Consider the following 18,559-nt stretch of genomic DNA (forward strand, 5'->3'; position numbering starts at 1 on the left):
GGGCAGGACAGGAACGTGACGCCCCGGCACCTTAGGGTGACCGGGGCGCTTTCAGCTTTGGCAGATGGTGGACAGGCCGATCCAATCCGCGTCGTCAAGGATCGGCGGGGCGGGCTGGCTGGCGAAGGGGTCGCGGTCGATCAGGCCGCGCGTCGTCTCTCCGCTCGGGTCCAATGCACGGGCATAGGGGGTGCTGGGCACCTCGGCCTCGGCAAAGCGGGGCAGCAGGTCGGTGTCGGACACATCGGCGGGCGTCTGCGTGACCAGCGCCTCGGCATAGCCGTCCAGCGCATCTTGCGGCAGGGTGCCGGTGGTCAGCAGCCTCAGCGTGGCGGCGACGCCCGCATGGCGCAGCAGCGGGCGCAGCGGGTCTTCGGCAGCTGCGCGGGCGCGTTCGGCAATCGCGTATCCGGCCAGCGGGGCGGGGTTGTCCTGTTGTTCGACCAGGTTGCGCGGCACGAGGATCTGGCGGTTCGGCAGGTGGATGGGACGCGTCAGACCCTGCGGGACGACGATGATCTGCACAGGATCGGCGCGGAAGATGCGGGTCGAAAGGTTCGCCGCCGCGCGCCGCCCGAAGGGATCGGCGCAGGGGGCGCCGGTCAGATGCACCATCTCGGTCAACGCCATTTCGCCCAGCCGCACGCGGGTCGCCTCCGGCGCCACGGCGATCGTGTGCGACACCAGCGCCCCCGGCATCCAGAAGAATCCGCTGAGGACCAGCGCCGTCGCCCCCGCCAGCACCCAATGGCGCAACCGGCCCGGACGCGGGCGCGCCGCCTCCAGCGCGCCGCGCACGGTGTCCAGCGCGGCCAGCATATATGCGTCCTCGATCTCCAGCGTTTCGGGATCGTTCAGGCCGGGAGAGAACGTGGCGGGCGTCTTGCCGGGATTGACCCGTTCGACCGCCGGGAGTGACCAATGCGACAGCGCGAATTCGGTCGAAGGGTCGGACAGGATCAGCGATGCCTCGCGGAAGGACACGATCACCTCGCGCCCCTCTGCCTCCGGCGTCTCGCGCCAGATGCCCGGACATTCCAGCCTCTGATACTTCTTCAGCGCTGTCATGACCTGCCGCGCGTTCCTGTGACCCAAGGCTTAGCGGCTGGCGAGGGCGGGCGCAATCGGATCGCCCACCGCCTCACGCCAATGTCGGCGGCAAAGCGAGACATAGGTCTCGTTTCCGCCGATCTGCACCTGTTCACCTTCGCGCATGGGTTGATCGTCCGGGCCAAGACGCACGACCATCGTCGCCTTTTTCCCGCAATGGCAGATGGTGCGGATTTCCCGCATCTCGTCCGCAAGGGCCAGAAGCGCCGCCGATCCGGGAAACAGCCCGCCGCGGAAATCCACCCGCAACCCATAACACATGACCGGCAGGCGCAGATCGTCCACCACGCGGGCCAGTTGCCAGACCTGCGTTTCGGTCAGGAACTGCGCCTCGTCAATGAAGATGCAGGCCGGGGGCGGGGCGGCTGCGATGCGGGCGAAAAGATCGTCGGCGCTGGTGAAGGTTTCGGCGCGTTCGGAAATGCCGATGCGGCTGGCGATGACGCCCATGCCCGATCGGTCGTCCAGCGCGGCGGTGATCAGCATGACCTCCATCCCGCGTTCGCGGTAATTGTGCGCCGCCTGCAGAAGCAGCGTCGATTTGCCCGCGTTCATGGTGGAGTAGTGGAAATAAAGCTTCGCCATGCCCCCGGATAGCCCAAGGCGCGCCGCAAAGAAAGTGGCCCGCCGCGGAGGCTGCGCGGCGGGCCATAACTCGTGATCCACGGTGTTGATCCTACACCGATTCTTCCTGACGGACGGTTAATTTGCCCGCTGGCGGCGGGGTGCGCCTGCACCGCCCTGCGGACGCGCGGCGGGCTTGCCCTGCGGCTTGCGGGCCTGCGGTTTGCCACCCTGCGGCTTTGCGCCCTGCGGCTTGGCACCGGGGCGCGGGCCGCGCTGCTGGCGGTTCTGGCCCGGCTTCGGCGCGGCGGCCACGACGTCGGCGGCCCAGGGCGCGCCGCCGATGATCTCGATCGGCTTCTTCAGCAGTTTCTCGATATCCTTGAACTCGCCCATTTCCGCCGGGGCGCAGAAGGCGATGGCGCGGCCTTCGGTGCCGGCCCGCGCCGTCCGCCCGATGCGGTGGACGTAGTTTTCGGCCACGTTCGGCATGTCGTAGTTATAGACATGCTTCACGCCCGGAATGTCGATCCCGCGCGCGGCGACGTCGGTTGCCACCAGCACTTCGACCGTGCCGTCGCGGAACTCCTGCAGCGTGCGCTCGCGCTGGTTCTGGGATTTGTTGCCGTGGATCGACCCGGCGGCAAAGCCCCAGCTGACCAGCAGCTTCATCAGCTTCTCCGACCCGTGCTTGGTGCGGCCGAAGACGATCGACCGCTCGCCCGGATGTTCCTTGAGGTAACCTTCCAGCAGCTTGGCCTTGTCGCCCTGCGGGGTGAAGTGGACGGCCTGCGTCACCTTGTCGGCGGGTTTGTTCGGCGGCGAGACCTGAACCTTGACCGGGTTGCGCAGATAGGTGCCTGCCAGTTCTTCGATGTCCTTGGGCATGGTGGCCGAGAACAGCAGCGTCTGGCGTTTCACCGGGATGAACTTGGCGATCTTGCGCAGGGAATGGATGAAGCCCATGTCCAGCATGTGGTCGGCCTCGTCCAGCACGAGGTAGCCGCACTGGTCCAGCTTCACATCGCCGCGTTCCAGCAGGTCGATCAGGCGGCCAGGGGTCGCGACCAGAACGTCGGTGCCGCGTGCCAGCTTTTCCGACTGCTTGTTGATCGACGCGCCGCCGACGACGGTGGTGACCTTTGTCGGCGTGCCCTTGGTGAAGGTCAGCAGGTTTTCGGAAATCTGCGACACCAGTTCCCGCGTCGGTGCAAGGATCAGCGCGCGGACGTTGCGCGGGCCGGCGGGGTGGTGGATTTCCAGCAGACGGTGCAGCAGGGGCAGGCCGAAGGCGGCGGTCTTGCCCGTGCCGGTCTGGGCCAGACCCATCAGGTCCGCGCCCTTCATGATATGGGGGATGGCCTGCGCCTGAATCGGCGTCGGCGTGGTCAGTTTGGTGTTGGCAAGGGCTTTCAGCAGTCGGTCGCTGAGGCCGAGTTCGGCAAATGTCGTCATGTGAACTTTCAAATCGGTTCGGGCCGCAGAGAGGCGGCTGGTTGCAGGCGGAGCGACCCGTATGGTCGCGGTGCCCCTGCGTGATCGTGGGAACCTGTTGACCGGCCCTATGGCTGCTCACGCGGCAGCGGGCGTATCGGTTGAGCGTCACATGCGCGTTCGGGGCCGCAAAGTCAAGCGTTGCCTCTGGCTTCGCGCCGGGGATTGGAGTAATCGGGGCGCAGATTCCCAGCCGGAGCCCGCCATGAAAGCCGCCGTCATCACCTTTCCCGGTTCCAACTGCGACCGCGACCTTGCCGTGGCGTTCGAAGCCGTCGGGGCCGAGGTGGTCCATGTCTGGCACAAGGATACCGATCTGCCCAAGGTGGATGTGGTCGGCATTCCGGGCGGCTTTTCGTTCGGCGATTACCTTCGCTGCGGCGCCATCGCGGCCCGTTCGCCCATCGCGCCCGCACTGGCCGCGCATGTGGAACGCGGCGGCTATGCACTGGGCATCTGCAACGGGTTCCAGATCCTGACGGAAACCGGGCTGCTTCCGGGCGCGCTGATGCGCAACACCGGGCTGAAATACATCTGCAAGCATGTCGAGCTGCGGGTCGAAACCACGGACAGCGTGTTCACCTCGGGCTATGGCAAGGGGTCGGTCGTGACGGTGCCGATCGCGCATCACGACGGCAACTATACCGCCGATGCCGAAACGCTGGCCGCGCTGCGCGGCGAAGACCGGATCGCGTTCACCTATGCCGAAAACCCCAACGGCGCGATGGAAGACATTGCCGGCATCCTGTCGGCCAACCGCCGCGTGCTGGGCATGATGCCCCACCCCGAACGCGCGCTGGACCCGGTCTTGGGCAGCGGCGACGGGCGGGCGATGTTCGAAAGCCTGCTTGGCAGGATGGCGCTTGCCTGATCCCGGCAAGGTTGAGGGCGCCCCGGCGCCCGATTATCCTGCCGCCATGACAGTGCGGGACGAAACGGATGACGAGGAGAAGAAGCCGGGAATTTCCTGGCGGCTCCGGCTCATCATCGGGGGTCTTCTGCTGGTCGCCATCGCCACCGTTCTGGTGACGAACCGCTGGATGTCGGAACGCTTCACCGACACGACGCGCAGCCGGGCCGAGGTGCGACTGGCGCTTTATTCCGGCAACATGCTGTCCGAGCTTCAGCGGAATTCGGTCGTGCCGCTGCTTCTGTCGCGGGATGCCTCGCTGATCGGGGCGCTGGCCTCTGACGATTTCTCGGCCACGTCGCAGCGGCTGATCTCGTTCCAGACGGAAATCGGCGCGGCGTCGCTGTCGCTGCTGGACATCGACGGCAAGGTCGTGGGCGCGACCAACCGCAACATCCTTGGCACCACCTATCGCAACGAGCGTTTCTTCGTCGAAGCGATGCGCGACAACGAAACCGTCTTCACCGCCACGCAGCGCGAGGGGGGCGGCTACGATTTCACCTATTCCCGCGCGGTGATGCAGGACAACCGGATCATCGGCGTCGTCGCGGTGGCGGTCGATCTGATGAAATACGAACGCGCCTGGGCCGGTTTGCAGGATGCGGTGCTGGTCACCGACAGCGACGGCATCGTGATCCTTGCGACCGAGCCGCGCTGGCGCGGACTGGAGCTGTCTCAGGCGCTGGCGGTGCAGGACCCGCCCTCGGCCATCCGGCGGGCGTTCCAGTTCACCGCCGACTGGGCGCAGGACCCCCCCGACGCCTATCTGGGCGGCGAGGGCGTTTTGCGGACCGATGCCCGCGTGCCGTTCCGCGGCTGGCGGCTCGTGACCTTCACCGCCTATGATTCGGTGCGAGAGCGGGTGAACACCGTCCTTGCGATGGAGATCATGGGTTTCGCGATCCTGCTGGCGGCGACCTTTTATCTGCTGTCGCGCCGGGCCTGGTCGCAAAGCATGTCGTTTCAGCGGGAATCCGCCGAGCTTCGGATGCTCAACCAAAGATTGCGACGCGAGATCGCCGAGCGGGAAAAGGTCCAGAAGGATCTGGCCGTGGCGGAAACCACGCTGGCCCAGTCGTCCAAGCTGGCCGCGCTGGGCGAGATGTCGGCCGCCGTCAGCCACGAGTTGAACCAGCCGCTGGCCGCGATGAAGACCTATCTGGCGGGGGCGCGGCTGCTTCTGCAGCGCAAACGCCCCGAGGAGGCGATGTCCTCGTTCCAGCGGATCGACGATCTGATCGAGCGGATGGGCGCCATCACCCGGCAGTTGAAATCCTATGCCCGAAAGGGCGGCGAGGCGTTCGAACCCGTTGATATGCGCCATTGCGTCTCTGCCGCCCTGTCGATGATGGAGCCGCAGTTGAAGGTCCGGGTGGTGCGGATCAACCGCAGCCTGCCCAAATCCCCGGTGATGGTTCTTGCCGACCGGTTGCGGCTGGAACAGGTCATCATCAACCTTCTGCGCAACGCGCTGGATGCAACCAAGGCGGTTGCCGACCCGCAGATCGACATCGGCGTTTCGGTCGGCAGCAATGCCAGCCTGACCGTGCGGGACAACGGCACGGGCATCGCCGATCTGGAAAACCTGTTCGAGCCGTTCTACACCACCAAGAAGCCCGGAGAGGGCGTGGGCCTTGGGCTCGCCATCTCGTCCGGGATCGTCAAGGATCTTGGCGGCAGGCTCACCGCACGAAATGCTGATGGCGGGGGGGCTGTTTTCGAGGTTCAGTTGCCCCTACTTGGCAACAAGATCGAAGCAGCAGAATGAGGAATGAATGGCGCGCGCGATGAAGGTGGCTATCGTAGATGACGAAGCCGACATGCGGCAATCCATCAGCCAATGGCTGGCGCTGTCCGGGTTCGACACCGAAAGCTATGCTTCCGCCGAAGAGGCGTTGAAAGCCATCGGCGCGGATTTCCCCGGCGTGGTGGTCAGCGACATCCGCATGCCCGGCATGGACGGGATGGCGATGCTGAAACGGTTGATGAGCGTGGACAGCGGCCTGCCGGTCATCCTGATCACCGGCCATGGCGACGTGCCCATGGCGGTCGAGGCGATGCGGATCGGCGCGTTCGACTTTCTGGAAAAGCCGTTCAACCCCGACCGGATGACCGAACTGGCCAAGAAGGCGACGCAGGCGCGGCGGCTGACGCTGGACAACCGCGCGCTTCGGCGCGAGCTGTCGGATGGCAGCGTCATCATGAAGAAGTTGATCGGATCGTCCCCCGCGATGGAACGGCTGCGCGAGGATATCCTCGATCTGGGGCAGGCGGACAGCCACGTGCTGATCGACGGCGAAACGGGCACGGGCAAGACGCTGGTGGCGCATGCGTTGCATGCTGTGGGTCCACGCGCAGGCAAGAAGTTCGTGACGATCTCCTGCGCGGCATGGACCGAGGACCAGCTTCAGGCCAAGCTGTTCGGCCCGGTGGAGGAGGGCGGTCTGCCGCTGGTGGACGAGGCGCGGGGCGGCACGCTCTGCCTTGAGGACATTGAATCGCTGTCGCACCCGCTGCAATCGCGGCTGCTGACGATGATTAACGATCAGGCGGTCCCGCCGGAAACGCGGATCATCGCCATTTGCAACCAGCACGCGCCCGACAAGACGCTGGAGGATGTGCTGCGGCCGGACCTTTTCTATCGTCTGGGCGCGATGACCATCGTTCTGCCGCCGCTGCGGACGCGGGGCGAGGATATCCTGACGCTGTTCACCAACATGTCCGAACAGTTCGCCGAGGAATATGGCTGCGACGCGCCGCAGGTGACGGCGCAAGAGGCGGCGCAGCTTTTGCAGGCCCCTTGGCCGGGCAACGTGCGCCAGCTTGTGAACATCGCCGAACGCGCGGTCCTGCAGAACCGTCGCGGTTCAGGGTCGATCGCATCGCTGCTGATGGCCGACAACGAAGCCTCCGGCCCGGCGCTGACCACCGAAGGCAAACCGCTGAAGGACTATGTCGAGGCGTTCGAGCGGATGCTGATCGACAATACGATGCGCCGTCATAAAGGCTCCATCGTCGCGGTGATGGAGGAGCTTTGCCTGCCGCGCCGGACGTTGAACGAAAAGATGGCGAAATACAGTTTGCAGCGCGCTGACTACGTCTGATGATGCGGCGGGGATTTCCCCGCCGTTTTCATTTTGGGATGCTGCTGGTCCATCCACCGGGGCCGGGCGCGATCGGCGAGGGGCATCCGATAAGCCTGTGGAAAACAGCCATTGTGTTTTCCCTGCACCTGCCCTTATTGTCGCAGGACGCGGGTCTGCAAGTCTCGCGCAGTCAGTTTCTCAGCCCCACGCGGGCCGAAGGGGAAGCCCGGAGGCCGCATCATGGGGCGCAGGATATCGGCCGCAAGGCCCCACCATTGCCCGTAAGTCGCAGTCGACACGGGCTTTTCAACGGGACGCCAAAAGGTGTCCGGGATAGAACCGCGATGGGCGCAGGATTGATGGAAAGACGCGAGAGGTGCCGCATCGGCGCGCCCGCGTTCCGCCACTCGCGCCCCACCGCCCGTACAAGCCGCCACACGCAGACCGAACTCACACGCGGGCACGCCCGCGCCAGGCCCGTCTGCCTGGGCGCATTGGAAGACAATGGCCAAGAAAATGCTTATCGATGCCACCCACCCGGAGGAAACCCGGGTCGTGGTGGTGGACGGAAACAAGGTCGAGGAATTCGACTTTGAAACCGTCAACAAACGTCAGATTGCCGGCAACATCTATCTTGCCAAGGTAACGCGGGTCGAGCCGTCGCTTCAGGCGGCCTTCGTGGATTATGGCGGAAACCGTCACGGCTTTCTCGCATTCGCGGAAATCCACCCCGATTATTATCAGATCCCGGTAGAGGACCGTAAGGCCCTCTTGGAAGAGGAGCGTGCCTTCGCCCGCGCCGAGGAAGAGGACGAAAAGCCCCGCAAGCGCCGCGCGCGTCCCGAAGCCGTGCAGGACGCGGTGAAGTCCGACGCGATGGACGTGGTCGATCTGGGCGAGGACGAGGCCGAGGACCAGCTTTTCGACGACAGCGCCGCCGCCGAGGATGACGAGATTGAATCCGTCGCCGAGGAGGACGTGTCCGAGGAAATCCGCGCGCCGCGCAAACCCCGCGCCCGTCGCTACAAGATCCAGGAAGTCGTCAAGGTCCGGCAGATCATGCTGGTGCAGGTGGTCAAGGAAGAGCGTGGCAACAAGGGCGCCGCGCTGACGACCTATCTGTCGCTGGCGGGCCGTTATTGCGTGCTGATGCCGAACACCGCGCGCGGCGGTGGGATTTCCCGCAAGATCACGCAGGTCGCCGACCGCAAGAAGCTGAAGGAAATCGCATCCGAGCTGGAGGTGCCGGAAGGTGCCGGCCTGATCATCCGCACGGCAGGCGCCAAGCGGACGAAACAGGAAATCCGCCGCGATTACGAATACCTGATGCGCCTGTGGGAACAGGTGCGCGAACTGACGCTGAAATCCATCGCGCCCGCCCCGATCTATGAAGAAGGCGATCTGATCAAGCGGTCGATCCGCGATCTGTTCAACCGCGAGATCGAGGAAGTGCTGGTCGAAGGCGAGGCGGGCTTCCGCACCGCCAAGGAATTCATGCGGATGATCATGCCGAACCACGCGCGGCAGGTTCAACGCTATAACGACACGATGCCGCTGTTCGCGCGGTATCAGGTCGAAAGCTACCTCGGCGGCATGTTCAACCCGGTCGTGCAGCTGAAATCGGGCGGTTACATCGTCATCGGCGTGACCGAGGCGCTGGTTGCCGTGGACGTGAACTCGGGCCGTGCGACCAAAGAGGGCTCCATCGAGGAGACGGCGCTGAAGACCAACCTGGAAGCGGCGGAAGAAGTCGCGCGCCAGCTGCGTCTGCGCGACCTTGCGGGCCTGATCGTCATCGACTTCATCGACATGGATGAACGTCGCAACAACGCTGCCGTCGAAAAGCGTCTGAAGGAAAAGCTGAAGACCGATCGCGCGCGCATTCAGGTCGGCCGCATCTCGGGCTTCGGCCTGCTGGAGATGTCGCGCCAGCGCCTGCGTCCGGGGATGCTGGAATCCACCACGCAGCCTTGCGCGCATTGCCACGGCACCGGCCTGATCCGTTCGGATGACAGCCTGGCCCTGCAAGTGCTGCGCCAGCTTGAAGAAGAAGGCACGCGCAAGCGTTCGAAGGAAGTGCTGCTCAAGGCTCCGGTCGCGGTGGTGAACTTCCTGATGAACAACAAGCGCGAGCATATCGCGCTGATCGAAGCGCGCTATGGCATGGCCGTGCGGATCGAGGCGGACCCGCATCTCGTCTCGCCCGACTATTCGATCGAGAAGTTCAAGACCGCGACCCGCGTGGTCCCGGATGCGCCGCTGGTCGTGTCGGGCGATGCCTCGTTGATGGGTGACTTCGTCGAGGAAGACGAAGACGTCGTGTTCGAGGAGGAGATCGAGGAAGCCGAAGTCGTCGAGACGGCAGAGGCACCCGAGGTCGAGGCGGAAGCCACCGAAGGCGATTCGCCGCGCAAGAAGCGCCGTCGTCGGCGTCGTCGGCGCGGCAACGGCAATGGCGAGGCCTCCGTGGTCGAGGGTGATGACGTGGCCGGCGACGAGGATGCCGCTGGCGACGAGAGCGTCGCCGAGGAAGCGGCCGAGGCGCCTGCGCCCGAGCCGGTTGCCGAACCTGTGGTCGTGGTCGAACCGGAGCCGGTTGCCGAAGAAGCGCCCGCACCGAAGAAGCGCGCGACGCGGACCCGCAAGAAGGCCGAGCCGGTCGAACCCGCGGCCCCGGTCGAGGAAACGCCCGCGCCCAAGCGCCGCACCCGCAAGAAGGCCGAGCCGGTGGTCGAGGCCGCCCCGGTGGTCGAGGAAGCGCCGAAGAAGCCGCGCCGCACCCGCGCCAAGCCGGTCCCGGCCGAGGCTGTCGAGGTCGCAGCCCCGGTGGCCGAGCCGGTTCTGCAGGAAGCCCCGTCGCCCGAGGTGGAGCCTGCCGAGGATGACAAGCCGCGCCGTCGCGGCTGGTGGGCCAGATAACGCAAAAGGGCGCCGGAGACGGCGCCCTTTTCATTTGCGGCGGATGGTGAATTCAGTGACCCGCCCATCGCCGCGCGTCTCAAGCAGGTGGTGCCCTGCCTCGGCACAGAAATGCGGCAGGTCGATCCGCGCCATAGGATCGGTCGTCCGCACCCGCAGCACCGCGCCCGATGCCAGCCCCATCAGCACCTTGCGCGCGCGCAGCACGGGCAGGGGGCAAAGCAGGTTTTCGCAATCCAAGGTTTCCATGCCCCTGCCTAGCCTATGGCGGAATCCACGGCAATGTGACGCCCCGCTTGCGTGACCTTTGCGATGGGTGTGATATGCCTGTCGCGCAAGGAGAAGCGAATGGCCGGTTTTGACCTTCTGGATGCGGGACTTATCTCGGCGATGATGATCGCATTGGCGGCGGGGGTGCTCAGCTTCCTCAGCCCCTGCGTGCTGCCGATCGTGCCGCCCTATCTGGCCTATATGGGTGGGATCAGCATGTCCGACATGCAGGGGCAGGCTCGCCGCCGCATCCTGCTTCCGGCGCTGTTCTTCGTGCTGGGCCTTTCGACGGTGTTCCTGTTCCTTGGCTTTGCCGCCTCGGCGATGGGGACGATGCTGCTACAGTATCAGGGTGTGATGACGAAGGTATCGGGCGCGGTGGTGCTGATCTTCGGCCTGCATTTCCTGGGGGTCTTCCGCATCGGCATCCTTGACCGCGAGGCGCGGGTGGATGCGGGCGACAAGGGCGGGTCGGCCTTGGGCGCCTATGTGCTGGGGCTGGCCTTCGCCTTCGGCTGGACGCCCTGCATCGGCCCGCAACTTGGCGCGATCCTGTCGCTTGCGGCGTCCGAGGCGAGCCTTGCGCGCGGGACCGCGCTGCTTGGCGTCTATGCCGTGGGGCTGGGGCTGCCGTTCTTGCTGGCGGCGCTGTTCATAAACCGGGCCATCGGGGTCATGAACCGGTTGAAGCCGTGGATGCGCACGATCGAGCGGGCGATGGGCGTGCTGCTGATCCTTGTGGGGCTGGCGCTGATCACCGGGGCGTTCAGCGCGTTTTCCTTCTTCCTGCTGGAGAATGTGCCCTTCCTTGGAACGCTTGGCTGATGGCGTTCCGTCGGAGGGTCTTCTACATCCCCGGCTTCGATCCTTTCCCGCCGCGCAAGTATCGCGAGATCTATCGTCGCGAGGGGGCCGCACAGGCGCGTCTTTCCGGCTACGACCTGTCGATGAAACCCTCGAAGGGGGGCTGGACGGTCAGAAGCGGCGATGTGGAAACGCAGGTGGAGGTGCTGGTCTGGACCGACATCGTGCAATCCTCGATGCAGACCGGGATCGCCGCGACCTATCTGCAACTGGCGCGGACGGCATGGACCTATATCGCGTCGGGGGCGCTGTTCCGGCTGGCGCGGCTGCGCAAGGGGCCGGTGATCGCGGCGCTGTATCCGGTGGTCGCGCTGCTGTTGCAGCTTGCCGTGGCGCTGCTGGCGGGGTGGCTCGTGGCGCAGGTGCCGTGGGGGTGGCTTCTGTCCTTGCCGGTGGTTTGGCTGGTTCTGCGCTGGTTCCGGCGGCACGACCGCATCCTTGCGTGGTATCTGATGCACGACTACGCCTTCTCGGCCCGCTATCGTGGCGCGAACCCCCCGGCGCTGGAGGCTCGGATGGAGGCGTTCCGCCAGCGCGTGTCCGAAGCGTTGGCCGATGAGGTGGACGAGGTTCTGGTCGTGGGCCATTCCTCGGGGGCGTATATCGGCATTTCGGTCGTGGCGGATGTGCTGCGGGGTGGGGCACAGGGGCCGCTGGCGCTGCTGACGCTGGGGCAGGTGGTGCCGATGGTGTCCTTCCTGCCCGCGGCAAAGCGGCTGCGGGGGGATCTGCATGATCTGGCAACGACGGACGTGCCTTGGGTGGACGTGACCGCGCCGGGCGACGGCTGCGCCTTTGCGCTGTGCGATCCGGTCTGCGTCAGCGGCGTTGCGCCCTTGGGCAAACGCTGGCCGCTTGTGGTATCCGCCGCCTTCAGCCAAACACTGTCGCCGGAACGCTGGAGGGCGCTGCGCTGGAAGTTCTGGGCGCTGCATTTCCAGTATCTGCACGCCTTCGACAGCGGCGATTACGATTACTTCGCGATCACCGCGGGGCCGATGACACTGGCCGAACGCTATGCCGGGCGTGCGCCATCCAAATCGCGGATCGAGACGCCGCTTTCGGGTTTCACCGACCGATGAGGCCGCCAAAGCCGCCCTCGCGCCCCGATCGCGTGTCGCTTCTGCATCATGCGCGGCTGTTCCGGCAGGATATCCTCTCGGCGCAGCCAGCGCGGCTCTATCGGGCATGGATGGCCGAATTCCGCACGCCGTTCTTTCGCAGTTTCCTGTGCAACGATCCGGCGCTGGTGCGGCGGGTGCTGGAGGAACGGCCTGACGATTTCCCGAAATCGGACCGCATTCGTGCAGGGCTGGCGCCGCTGCTGGGAAATTCGGTTTTCGTGACCAATGGCGAAGTCTGGAAGCGCCAGCGCCGCATCATCGACCCGGCCTTTGCGGGCGGACGTCTGCGCGAGATATTTCCGGCCATCTGGGCGGCGGGAGAGGCTGCGGTGGCGCGGCAGCCCACCGGCGTCGCAGAAATCGAGGCGGCGACCAGCCACGCCGCCGCCGACGTGATCTTCCGCACGCTGTTCTCGATCCCCATCGAGCATGAGGTGGCGAGTGCAGTCTTCCACCGTTTCCGCGATTACCAGCGGACGCAGCCGATCCTGAACGTGGCGGCATTCATCCCGTGGCTGCCCAGATTTCACGGCCGCAAGACGCGCGCGGCGGCGCGGGAGATCCGCGCGCTGATCGCCCGACTAACCGAGGAACGCGCGGCGCTGATCACGGCGGGACATGCGCCGGACGATCTGGCGACCAAGATCATGACCACGCCCGACCCCCTGACGGATGCGGTCTTCGACACCGCCGAGATGGTCGATCAGGTGGCGATCTTTTTTCTGGCGGGGCATGAAACCTCGGCATCCGCGCTGGCTTGGGCGCTCTATCTGTTGGCCGCGAACCCCGAGGCGCAGGAACGCGTGGCGGCAGAGGCGGCGGCATTGGAGCCGGATTTCGGCACCGTCCGCCGTCTGCCCTTCACCCGCGACGTGTTCCGCGAGACGCTGCGCCTGTATCCGCCCGTGCCGATGATGGTGCGCGAGACGACCGCTGCGGAAGACCTGCGCGGGCGCAAGGCGCCGAAAGGCGCGCAGATCGTGCTGTCGCCGTGGCACATCCAGCGGCACGAACGTATCTGGGACCGCCCCGACGATTTCGACCCCGACCGCTGGCAGACGGATGCCGCCAAGACCAGCGCGAGGGAGGCGTATATGCCGTTCTCCTCCGGTCCGCGTGTCTGCACGGGGGCGGGGTTCGCGATGATGGAGGGGGCCTTGCTGCTGGCGATGCTGGTGCGCGCGTTCCGGTTCGAGGTGGTGGAGACGCCCGTTCCCGTCGCGCATCTGACCGTGCGGGCCAAGGACGGCATCCGCCTGCGCGTTCAGCGAAGGTAGTGGTTCAGCACGAAGACGCGGATCGCCGAGGCGAGATTGGTGCTGCGCCCCTCGTCGATCTCGGCGGCAAGGGCGTTGATCGCGATGTCGCGCTCGGCGGCGATACCCTTGAAGGCGCGCCAGAACTCCGGCTCCAGCGTGACCGATGTGCGGTGGCCGTGCAGGGTCAGCGAGTGTTTCTCAAGTCCGCTCATGGCCGTCCAGATCGCGCTTGGCCTTTTCGGCATCAAGCTTCTGGCGCAGTCGTTCGGCCTTGGTCAGGCCGAACTTGGCTGCATTGGCGTCGCCCTGCGCGCGCTTCGCGTCGCGTTCCCGCGACTTGCGAACCTCGCGCAGGTTGACGACCTTCATTTCGGGCCGATCATGTCTTCGGGCCGGACGACACGGTCGAACGTCTCGCCATCCACGAAGCCGAGCGCGATGGCTTCCTCGCGCAAGGTGGTGCCGTTCTTGTGCGCGGTCTTGGCCACTTTGGTCGCGTTGTCGTAACCGATGGTCGGGGCCAGCGCCGTCACCAGCATCAGCGATTCCTTCATCAGCTTGTCGATGCGCGCGGTGTTGGCTTGCGTGCCGACGACCATGTTGTCGGTGAAGCTGCCTGCCGCATCGCCCAGAAGCTGCATGGATTGCAGCACGTTATAGGACATCATCGGGTTGTAGACGTTCAGCTCGAAATGCCCTTGCGAGCCTGCGAAACCGACCGCCGCGTCGTTGCCCATGACATGCGCGCAGACCATGGTCAGCGCCTCGGCCTGCGTCGGGTTGACCTTGCCCGGCATGATGGACGAACCCGGCTCGTTCTCGGGCAGGATCAGCTCGCCCAGACCCGAACGCGGGCCGGAGCCCAGCAGACGCAGGTCGTTCGCGATCTTGAACAGCGAGCCCGCGACCGTTTTCAGTGCGCCCGAGAACATGACCATCGCGTCATGCGCGGCCAGCGATTCGAACTTGTTCGGGGCGGTGACGAAGGGCAGGCCCGTGATCGTCGCGATCTCTGCCGCGACGCGGGTGTCCCAGCCGACCTTGGTGTTCAGACCGGTGCCGACGGCGGTGCCGCCTTGGGCCAGTTCATAGATGTCGGGCAGGCAGGCCTTCACCCGCTCGATCCCCTTGGCAACCTGATGGGCATAGCCGCCGAATTCCTGGCCCAGCGTCAGCGGGGTTGCGTCCTGCGTATGGGTGCGGCCGATCTTGATGATGTCCTTGAATTCCTCGGACTTCGCCACCAGCGCCTTGTGAAGCTTTTCCAGACCGGGGATCAGGGTGTCGCGGGCCATCATGCCGATGGCGACATGCATCGCGGTCGGGAAGGTGTCGTTCGACGACTGGCCCATGTTGCAGTGATCGTTCGGGTGGACGGGCTTTTTCGAACCCATCGTGCCGCCCAGCATCTCGATCGCGCGGTTCGAGATGACCTCGTTCGCGTTCATGTTCGACTGCGTGCCCGAACCCGTTTGCCAGACGACCAGCGGGAAGTTGTCGTCGAACTTGCCCTCGATCACCTCGGTCGCGGCGGCGGCGATGGTGTCGGCAAGCTGGGCGTCCATGTCGCCCTGCGCCTTGTTGACCAGCGCGCAGGCCTTCTTGATCACGCCAAGCGCGCGGATGATCGCGACCGGCTGACGCTCCCACCCGATGGGAAAGTTCTGGATCGACCGCTGGGTCTGCGCACCCCAGTATTTGTCGGCGGGAACTTCAAGCGGGCCGAAGCTGTCGGTTTCGGTGCGGGTCGCGGTCATGGGGCATCCTCCGTGAACTTGTCGCGGGTTTGATGGCCCATAACCCCGGCGAAATCAATCGCGGTGGTAATGCCACACACGGGCAGGGGGCAGGTTCGCCCAGACCTTCTCGCCCTTCGTCGCCTTCAGGCCGAGTTCCGCCGCCACGCCCTGCGCGACCGGAGTGCGGTTGGAATAGGTGAACTGCGTGAAGGCGGCGCCGGGGGCCAGCATGCGGAACGCGCCGCCCACGATGGCCATCTGCGTCAATGCCTGCATCGACAGAAGCGGCAGGCCCGAGATCACCGCGCCGACGCCCGCATCCACGGTGCCCGAGGCGGTTTCCGCCCCCGCGCAATGGACGGTCACGCCGGGAAAGCGCGCCCGCAGACAGTCGCAGAAATCGGGGTTCGTCTCGAACACGGTCAGATCGCGCGGGTCGATGCCGCGGGCAAGGATCGCGCGGGTCAGCTTGCCCGTGCCAGCGCCCAGTTCGACCACGCGGCCCGTATCGGGGGCCAGATGCGCCGCCATCGCCCGCGCCAGATCGTCCGAGGACGGGGCAAGCGCCACAACATGGTGCGGACGGCGGATCAGCTGCTTCATGAACAGGCCGAGGTCGGACATTTGGCGCTCCTGCAAAGGGTCGCCATGGTGCTATCCGCCGCTGGTAACGGCTTTGCGACTACTTGCGGAACTTGTCGAGGCTGACGATCTCGGCGTCGCGTTGCGGGCGGTCTTCCGCCTCCTCCTCGGCTGCTTCCTCCTCGTCCTCCTCCTCGACGTCATGCGTCTCGAACCGGAGGCCGAATTCGACCGACGGATCGACGAAAGTGCGGACGCTGTCAAAGGGGATGACAAGCGGCTCGGGCTGGTTGCCGAAGTTCAGCGTGATCGAGAAACCCTCGTCGGTGACGATCAGGTTTTCGAACCAGTGCTGGATGACGACGGTCATCTCCTCGGGGTAGCGGGCGCGGAGCCAGTCCGCGATCGCCACGTCTTCGTGCCGCGTGTCGAAGGTAATGAAGAAGTGGTGCGCCCCCGGAAGCCCGTTCTTCGACACATCGGTCAGCACGTTCTGGATGAGGCCGCGCATCGCGCGGTGCATCAGGTTGCCGTAATCGATGGTTTGGGACATTCGCATCTCCTTGATCCGGATGCAGCATAGGCGATTTGGGGGCGAAGGAAAGAGGCGTTGAACGCACCGGAGCACGGCCGGTCGCGCGCGCGGGCGCAGAAATGCGGGGTGCGACCGGGGCAGGATTTCCCGCCCCGGCCCTGGCTTCAGCCTGCTTTGGTCGCGGGCGTCTTCGGCAGTTCGATGTTGATCTCGAGGCTCGACATCTGGTCGCCGCGCTCCATGCGCACTTCGACATCCTTGTCACCGATGGCGACGTATTTGCGGATGGCGGCCACGATGTCGGCTTGCAGCATGGGCAGGTAATCGGCCTCGGGGCTGCCTTCGCGGCTGCGCTCGTGCGCCAGCAGGATCTGCAGCCGGTCTTTGGCCGTCTGCGCGGATTTGGGCTGGCGCGGTTTGCGGATGAAATCGAACAGGCTCATGCCGTGCGCCCGAACAGCCGCTGGAACAGGCCCGGCTTGCGTTCGCCGACGATACGCATCTCCAGCTCGGTCCCGGTCAGGCGGATCACCGCATCCTCATAGGCTTCGGACGCTGCCGAGGGGGCATCCAGCACGACCGGCGTGCCGACGTTCGACGCACGCAGGATCGCCTTGCTTTCGGGAATCACGCCCAGAAGCGGCACGGCAAGGATTTCCAGTACATCCTCGACGGTCATCATCTCGCCGATCTCGACCCGCGAGGGGTCATAGCGGGTGATGAGAACCTGCGCCTTGATCGGTTCGGCGCCATCGGTTTCGGCACGCTTCGTCTGGCTGCCCAGAAGGCCCAGAACCCGGTCGCTGTCGCGCACGGAGGACACTTCGGGGTTGGTCACGACCACGGCCTCGTCGGCGAAATACATCGCCAGTTGCGCGCCGCGTTCGATCCCGGCGGGGCTGTCGCAGATGATATAGTCGAACTCGGTCTTCAGCTCGTTCAGGATCTGCTCCACACCCTCTTTGGTCAGCGCATCCTTGTCGCGCGTCTGCGAGGTGGGCAGGATCGACAGCGTATCCAGCCGCTTGTCCTTGATCAGCGCCTGCTTCAGCTTGGCATCGCCCTGGATGACGTTGATGAAGTCGAACACCACCCGGCGCTCGCACCCCATGATCATGTCGAGGTTGCGCAGACCCACATCGAAATCGATCACGACGGTGCGGAAGCCCTTTTTGGCCAGCCCTGCCGAAATCGCCGCCGAGGAGGTCGTCTTGCCGACGCCGCCCTTGCCGGATGTGATCACGATGACCCGCCCAAGCGGCGGATTGTTCTTGGCTTCGGTCGTCATGCGATCACCTCCATGCGAAGTATCTCGTCCTCTAGGTAAATATGCGTCGAACGCTGGCGGATGGTGTCCTCCAGCATCTCGCTCGTGTGGTAGATTCCGGCGATGGCGACCAGTTCGGCATCAAGGCTCTGGCAGAAGATATGCGCATCCTCGTTCCCGTGGCAGCCCGCCATGGCGCGGCCCCGCAGGGGGCCATAGACGTGGATGTTGCCCGCCGCGACCAGTTCCGCCCCCGAGGCGACCGATCCGATGATCGTCAGATCGCCCTGATCCGCCACGACCATCTGGCCCGACCGGATGGTCGAGCGGATGACGGTGTTCTGCACGGGTGCGGGGGCTTCGGTTGTCGGCGTGGGGCTGGCCTCGCGCGGTGGAGGCGCGTCGCGTCCGGGGGGCAGGGCGATCAGGCCCAGCGTCTGCAAGAGCGCCCCTCCGATGCCGGCCGCGTTCTGCACGGCAAAGACGCGCATGTCGCGGCGGCGCAGCTTTTCCACCAGATCGCGCAGCTGGTCCGGCTGGCCGAGATCCGGCGCGTTGGCGAAATCCAGCACGACGGGCCCGCCCAGCAGAAGCTGCGGCGCCTTGCGAAGCTGATCGTCAAGCTGGGCGAAGAAGCGATGATCCGCGCCGCCGGATTCGATGCGAAGCGCCAATGCGGTCAGGAATCGCCCGCGCACCTGAAACGCGGATGCCGTGGCCGGGCCGGGTTCGGTCCGGGCGTATCGATCTGACACGGTGAAACTCTGCTCCTGCTTTGTGGCGGATCGCGGCACGGGCCACCCGCTTCTTATTGAAAGGCCCATCGCACGATCGGG

Annotated in this window: 19 protein-coding genes; 7 read left to right on the forward strand and 12 right to left on the reverse strand. The window is 65.5% G+C overall.

Going from position 1 to position 18,559, the window contains the following annotated elements; translation table 11 throughout:
* Window positions 1–51: 51 nt before the first annotated feature.
* The 3 genes from E2K76_RS08130 to E2K76_RS08140 form a co-directional block, all read right to left on the reverse strand.
* Window positions 52–1,068 carry a hypothetical protein gene (locus tag E2K76_RS08130; RefSeq protein WP_136683804.1) on the reverse strand — a complete coding sequence of 339 codons (1,017 nt, stop codon included), beginning with the start codon at window positions 1,066–1,068 and terminating at the stop codon, window positions 52–54.
* Window positions 1,069–1,098: 30 nt separating this feature from the next.
* The gene (locus E2K76_RS08135) at window positions 1,099–1,695 is read right to left on the reverse strand and encodes a thymidine kinase (RefSeq protein WP_136683805.1); all 597 of its coding nucleotides are present in this window, start codon (window positions 1,693–1,695) and stop codon (window positions 1,099–1,101) included.
* Between the two features lie 117 nt (window positions 1,696–1,812).
* Window positions 1,813–3,129 carry a DEAD/DEAH box helicase gene (locus E2K76_RS08140; protein ID WP_136683806.1) on the reverse strand — a complete coding sequence of 439 codons (1,317 nt, stop codon included), beginning with the start codon at window positions 3,127–3,129 and terminating at the stop codon, window positions 1,813–1,815.
* 244 nt (window positions 3,130–3,373) lie between these two features.
* Between E2K76_RS08140 and purQ the strand changes: the two genes are divergently transcribed.
* The 4 genes from purQ (at window position 3,374) to E2K76_RS08160 (ending at window position 10,083) form a co-directional block, all read left to right on the forward strand.
* Window positions 3,374–4,039: a phosphoribosylformylglycinamidine synthase subunit PurQ gene (gene purQ / locus E2K76_RS08145; protein ID WP_136683807.1), complete on the forward strand. Its 666-nt coding sequence runs from the start codon at window positions 3,374–3,376 to the stop codon at window positions 4,037–4,039.
* 46 nt (window positions 4,040–4,085) lie between these two features.
* The gene (locus tag E2K76_RS08150; RefSeq protein ID WP_136683952.1) at window positions 4,086–5,846 is read left to right on the forward strand and encodes a sensor histidine kinase; all 1,761 of its coding nucleotides are present in this window, start codon (window positions 4,086–4,088) and stop codon (window positions 5,844–5,846) included.
* 7 nt (window positions 5,847–5,853) lie between these two features.
* Complete coding sequence (locus tag E2K76_RS08155) at window positions 5,854–7,182, forward strand: sigma-54-dependent transcriptional regulator (RefSeq protein WP_136683808.1); 1,329 nt, start codon at window positions 5,854–5,856, stop codon at window positions 7,180–7,182.
* Between the two features lie 486 nt (window positions 7,183–7,668).
* Window positions 7,669–10,083 (forward strand): Rne/Rng family ribonuclease, encoded by a 2,415-nt coding sequence (locus tag E2K76_RS08160; protein ID WP_136683809.1) that lies wholly within the window; start codon window positions 7,669–7,671, stop codon window positions 10,081–10,083.
* 30 nt (window positions 10,084–10,113) lie between these two features.
* Here E2K76_RS08160 and E2K76_RS08165 read toward each other — a convergent pair whose 3' ends face one another.
* A complete protein-coding gene (locus E2K76_RS08165) occupies window positions 10,114–10,332 on the reverse strand; it encodes a sulfurtransferase TusA family protein (protein ID WP_136683810.1) in 219 nt (72 codons plus the stop codon).
* A gap of 99 nt (window positions 10,333–10,431) precedes the next feature.
* On the opposite strand from E2K76_RS08165, the gene E2K76_RS08170 reads away from it, so the two are divergent.
* Genes E2K76_RS08170 through E2K76_RS08180 form a run of 3 tightly spaced genes read left to right on the forward strand, consistent with a single transcriptional unit; the run spans window position 10,432 to window position 13,618 of the window.
* Window positions 10,432–11,178 (forward strand): cytochrome c biogenesis CcdA family protein, encoded by a 747-nt coding sequence (locus tag E2K76_RS08170; RefSeq protein WP_136683811.1) that lies wholly within the window; start codon window positions 10,432–10,434, stop codon window positions 11,176–11,178.
* Entirely contained in the window at window positions 11,178–12,299 is a 1,122-nt protein-coding gene (locus E2K76_RS08175; RefSeq protein WP_136683812.1) for a hypothetical protein, read from the forward strand. The genes E2K76_RS08170 and E2K76_RS08175 overlap by 1 nt, the downstream gene beginning before the upstream one ends.
* Window positions 12,296–13,618: a cytochrome P450 gene (locus E2K76_RS08180; RefSeq protein WP_136683813.1), complete on the forward strand. Its 1,323-nt coding sequence runs from the start codon at window positions 12,296–12,298 to the stop codon at window positions 13,616–13,618. Before E2K76_RS08175 ends, E2K76_RS08180 begins: the two co-directional genes overlap by 4 nt.
* Here E2K76_RS08180 and E2K76_RS08185 read toward each other — a convergent pair.
* From E2K76_RS08185 to minC, 8 genes are all read right to left on the reverse strand, one after another.
* Complete coding sequence (locus E2K76_RS08185) at window positions 13,606–13,812, reverse strand: ribbon-helix-helix domain-containing protein (RefSeq protein ID WP_136683814.1); 207 nt, start codon at window positions 13,810–13,812, stop codon at window positions 13,606–13,608. The genes E2K76_RS08180 and E2K76_RS08185 overlap by 13 nt on opposite strands.
* Window positions 13,799–13,969 (reverse strand): DUF4169 family protein, encoded by a 171-nt coding sequence (locus tag E2K76_RS08190; RefSeq protein ID WP_136683815.1) that lies wholly within the window; start codon window positions 13,967–13,969, stop codon window positions 13,799–13,801. The genes E2K76_RS08185 and E2K76_RS08190 overlap by 14 nt, the downstream gene beginning before the upstream one ends.
* Window positions 13,966–15,357, reverse strand: a complete 1,392-nt coding sequence (fumC, locus tag E2K76_RS08195; RefSeq protein ID WP_136683816.1) for a class II fumarate hydratase — start codon at window positions 15,355–15,357, stop codon at window positions 13,966–13,968. Before fumC ends, E2K76_RS08190 begins: the two co-directional genes overlap by 4 nt.
* A 54-nt stretch (window positions 15,358–15,411) precedes the next feature.
* Window positions 15,412–15,963 (reverse strand): class I SAM-dependent methyltransferase, encoded by a 552-nt coding sequence (locus E2K76_RS08200; RefSeq protein WP_136683817.1) that lies wholly within the window; start codon window positions 15,961–15,963, stop codon window positions 15,412–15,414.
* 58 nt (window positions 15,964–16,021) lie between these two features.
* A complete protein-coding gene (locus E2K76_RS08205) occupies window positions 16,022–16,474 on the reverse strand; it encodes an SspB family protein (protein WP_136683818.1) in 453 nt (150 codons plus the stop codon).
* Between the two features lie 146 nt (window positions 16,475–16,620).
* On the reverse strand, window positions 16,621–16,899 hold the full coding sequence (minE, locus tag E2K76_RS08210) for a cell division topological specificity factor MinE (RefSeq protein WP_181952891.1): 279 nt from the start codon (window positions 16,897–16,899) through the stop codon (window positions 16,621–16,623).
* Window positions 16,896–17,744, reverse strand: coding sequence for a septum site-determining protein MinD (gene minD, locus E2K76_RS08215; RefSeq protein ID WP_136683819.1), 849 nt, complete (start codon window positions 17,742–17,744; stop codon window positions 16,896–16,898). The genes minE and minD overlap by 4 nt, the downstream gene beginning before the upstream one ends.
* Entirely contained in the window at window positions 17,741–18,478 is a 738-nt protein-coding gene (gene minC / locus E2K76_RS08220) for a septum site-determining protein MinC (protein WP_246032921.1), read from the reverse strand. The genes minD and minC overlap by 4 nt, the downstream gene beginning before the upstream one ends.
* Window positions 18,479–18,559 lie beyond the last annotated feature (81 nt).

Origin of the sequence: Falsirhodobacter xinxiangensis, from assembly GCF_004959935.1 — a bacterium.
Classification (GTDB): domain Bacteria; phylum Pseudomonadota; class Alphaproteobacteria; order Rhodobacterales; family Rhodobacteraceae; genus Falsirhodobacter; species Falsirhodobacter xinxiangensis.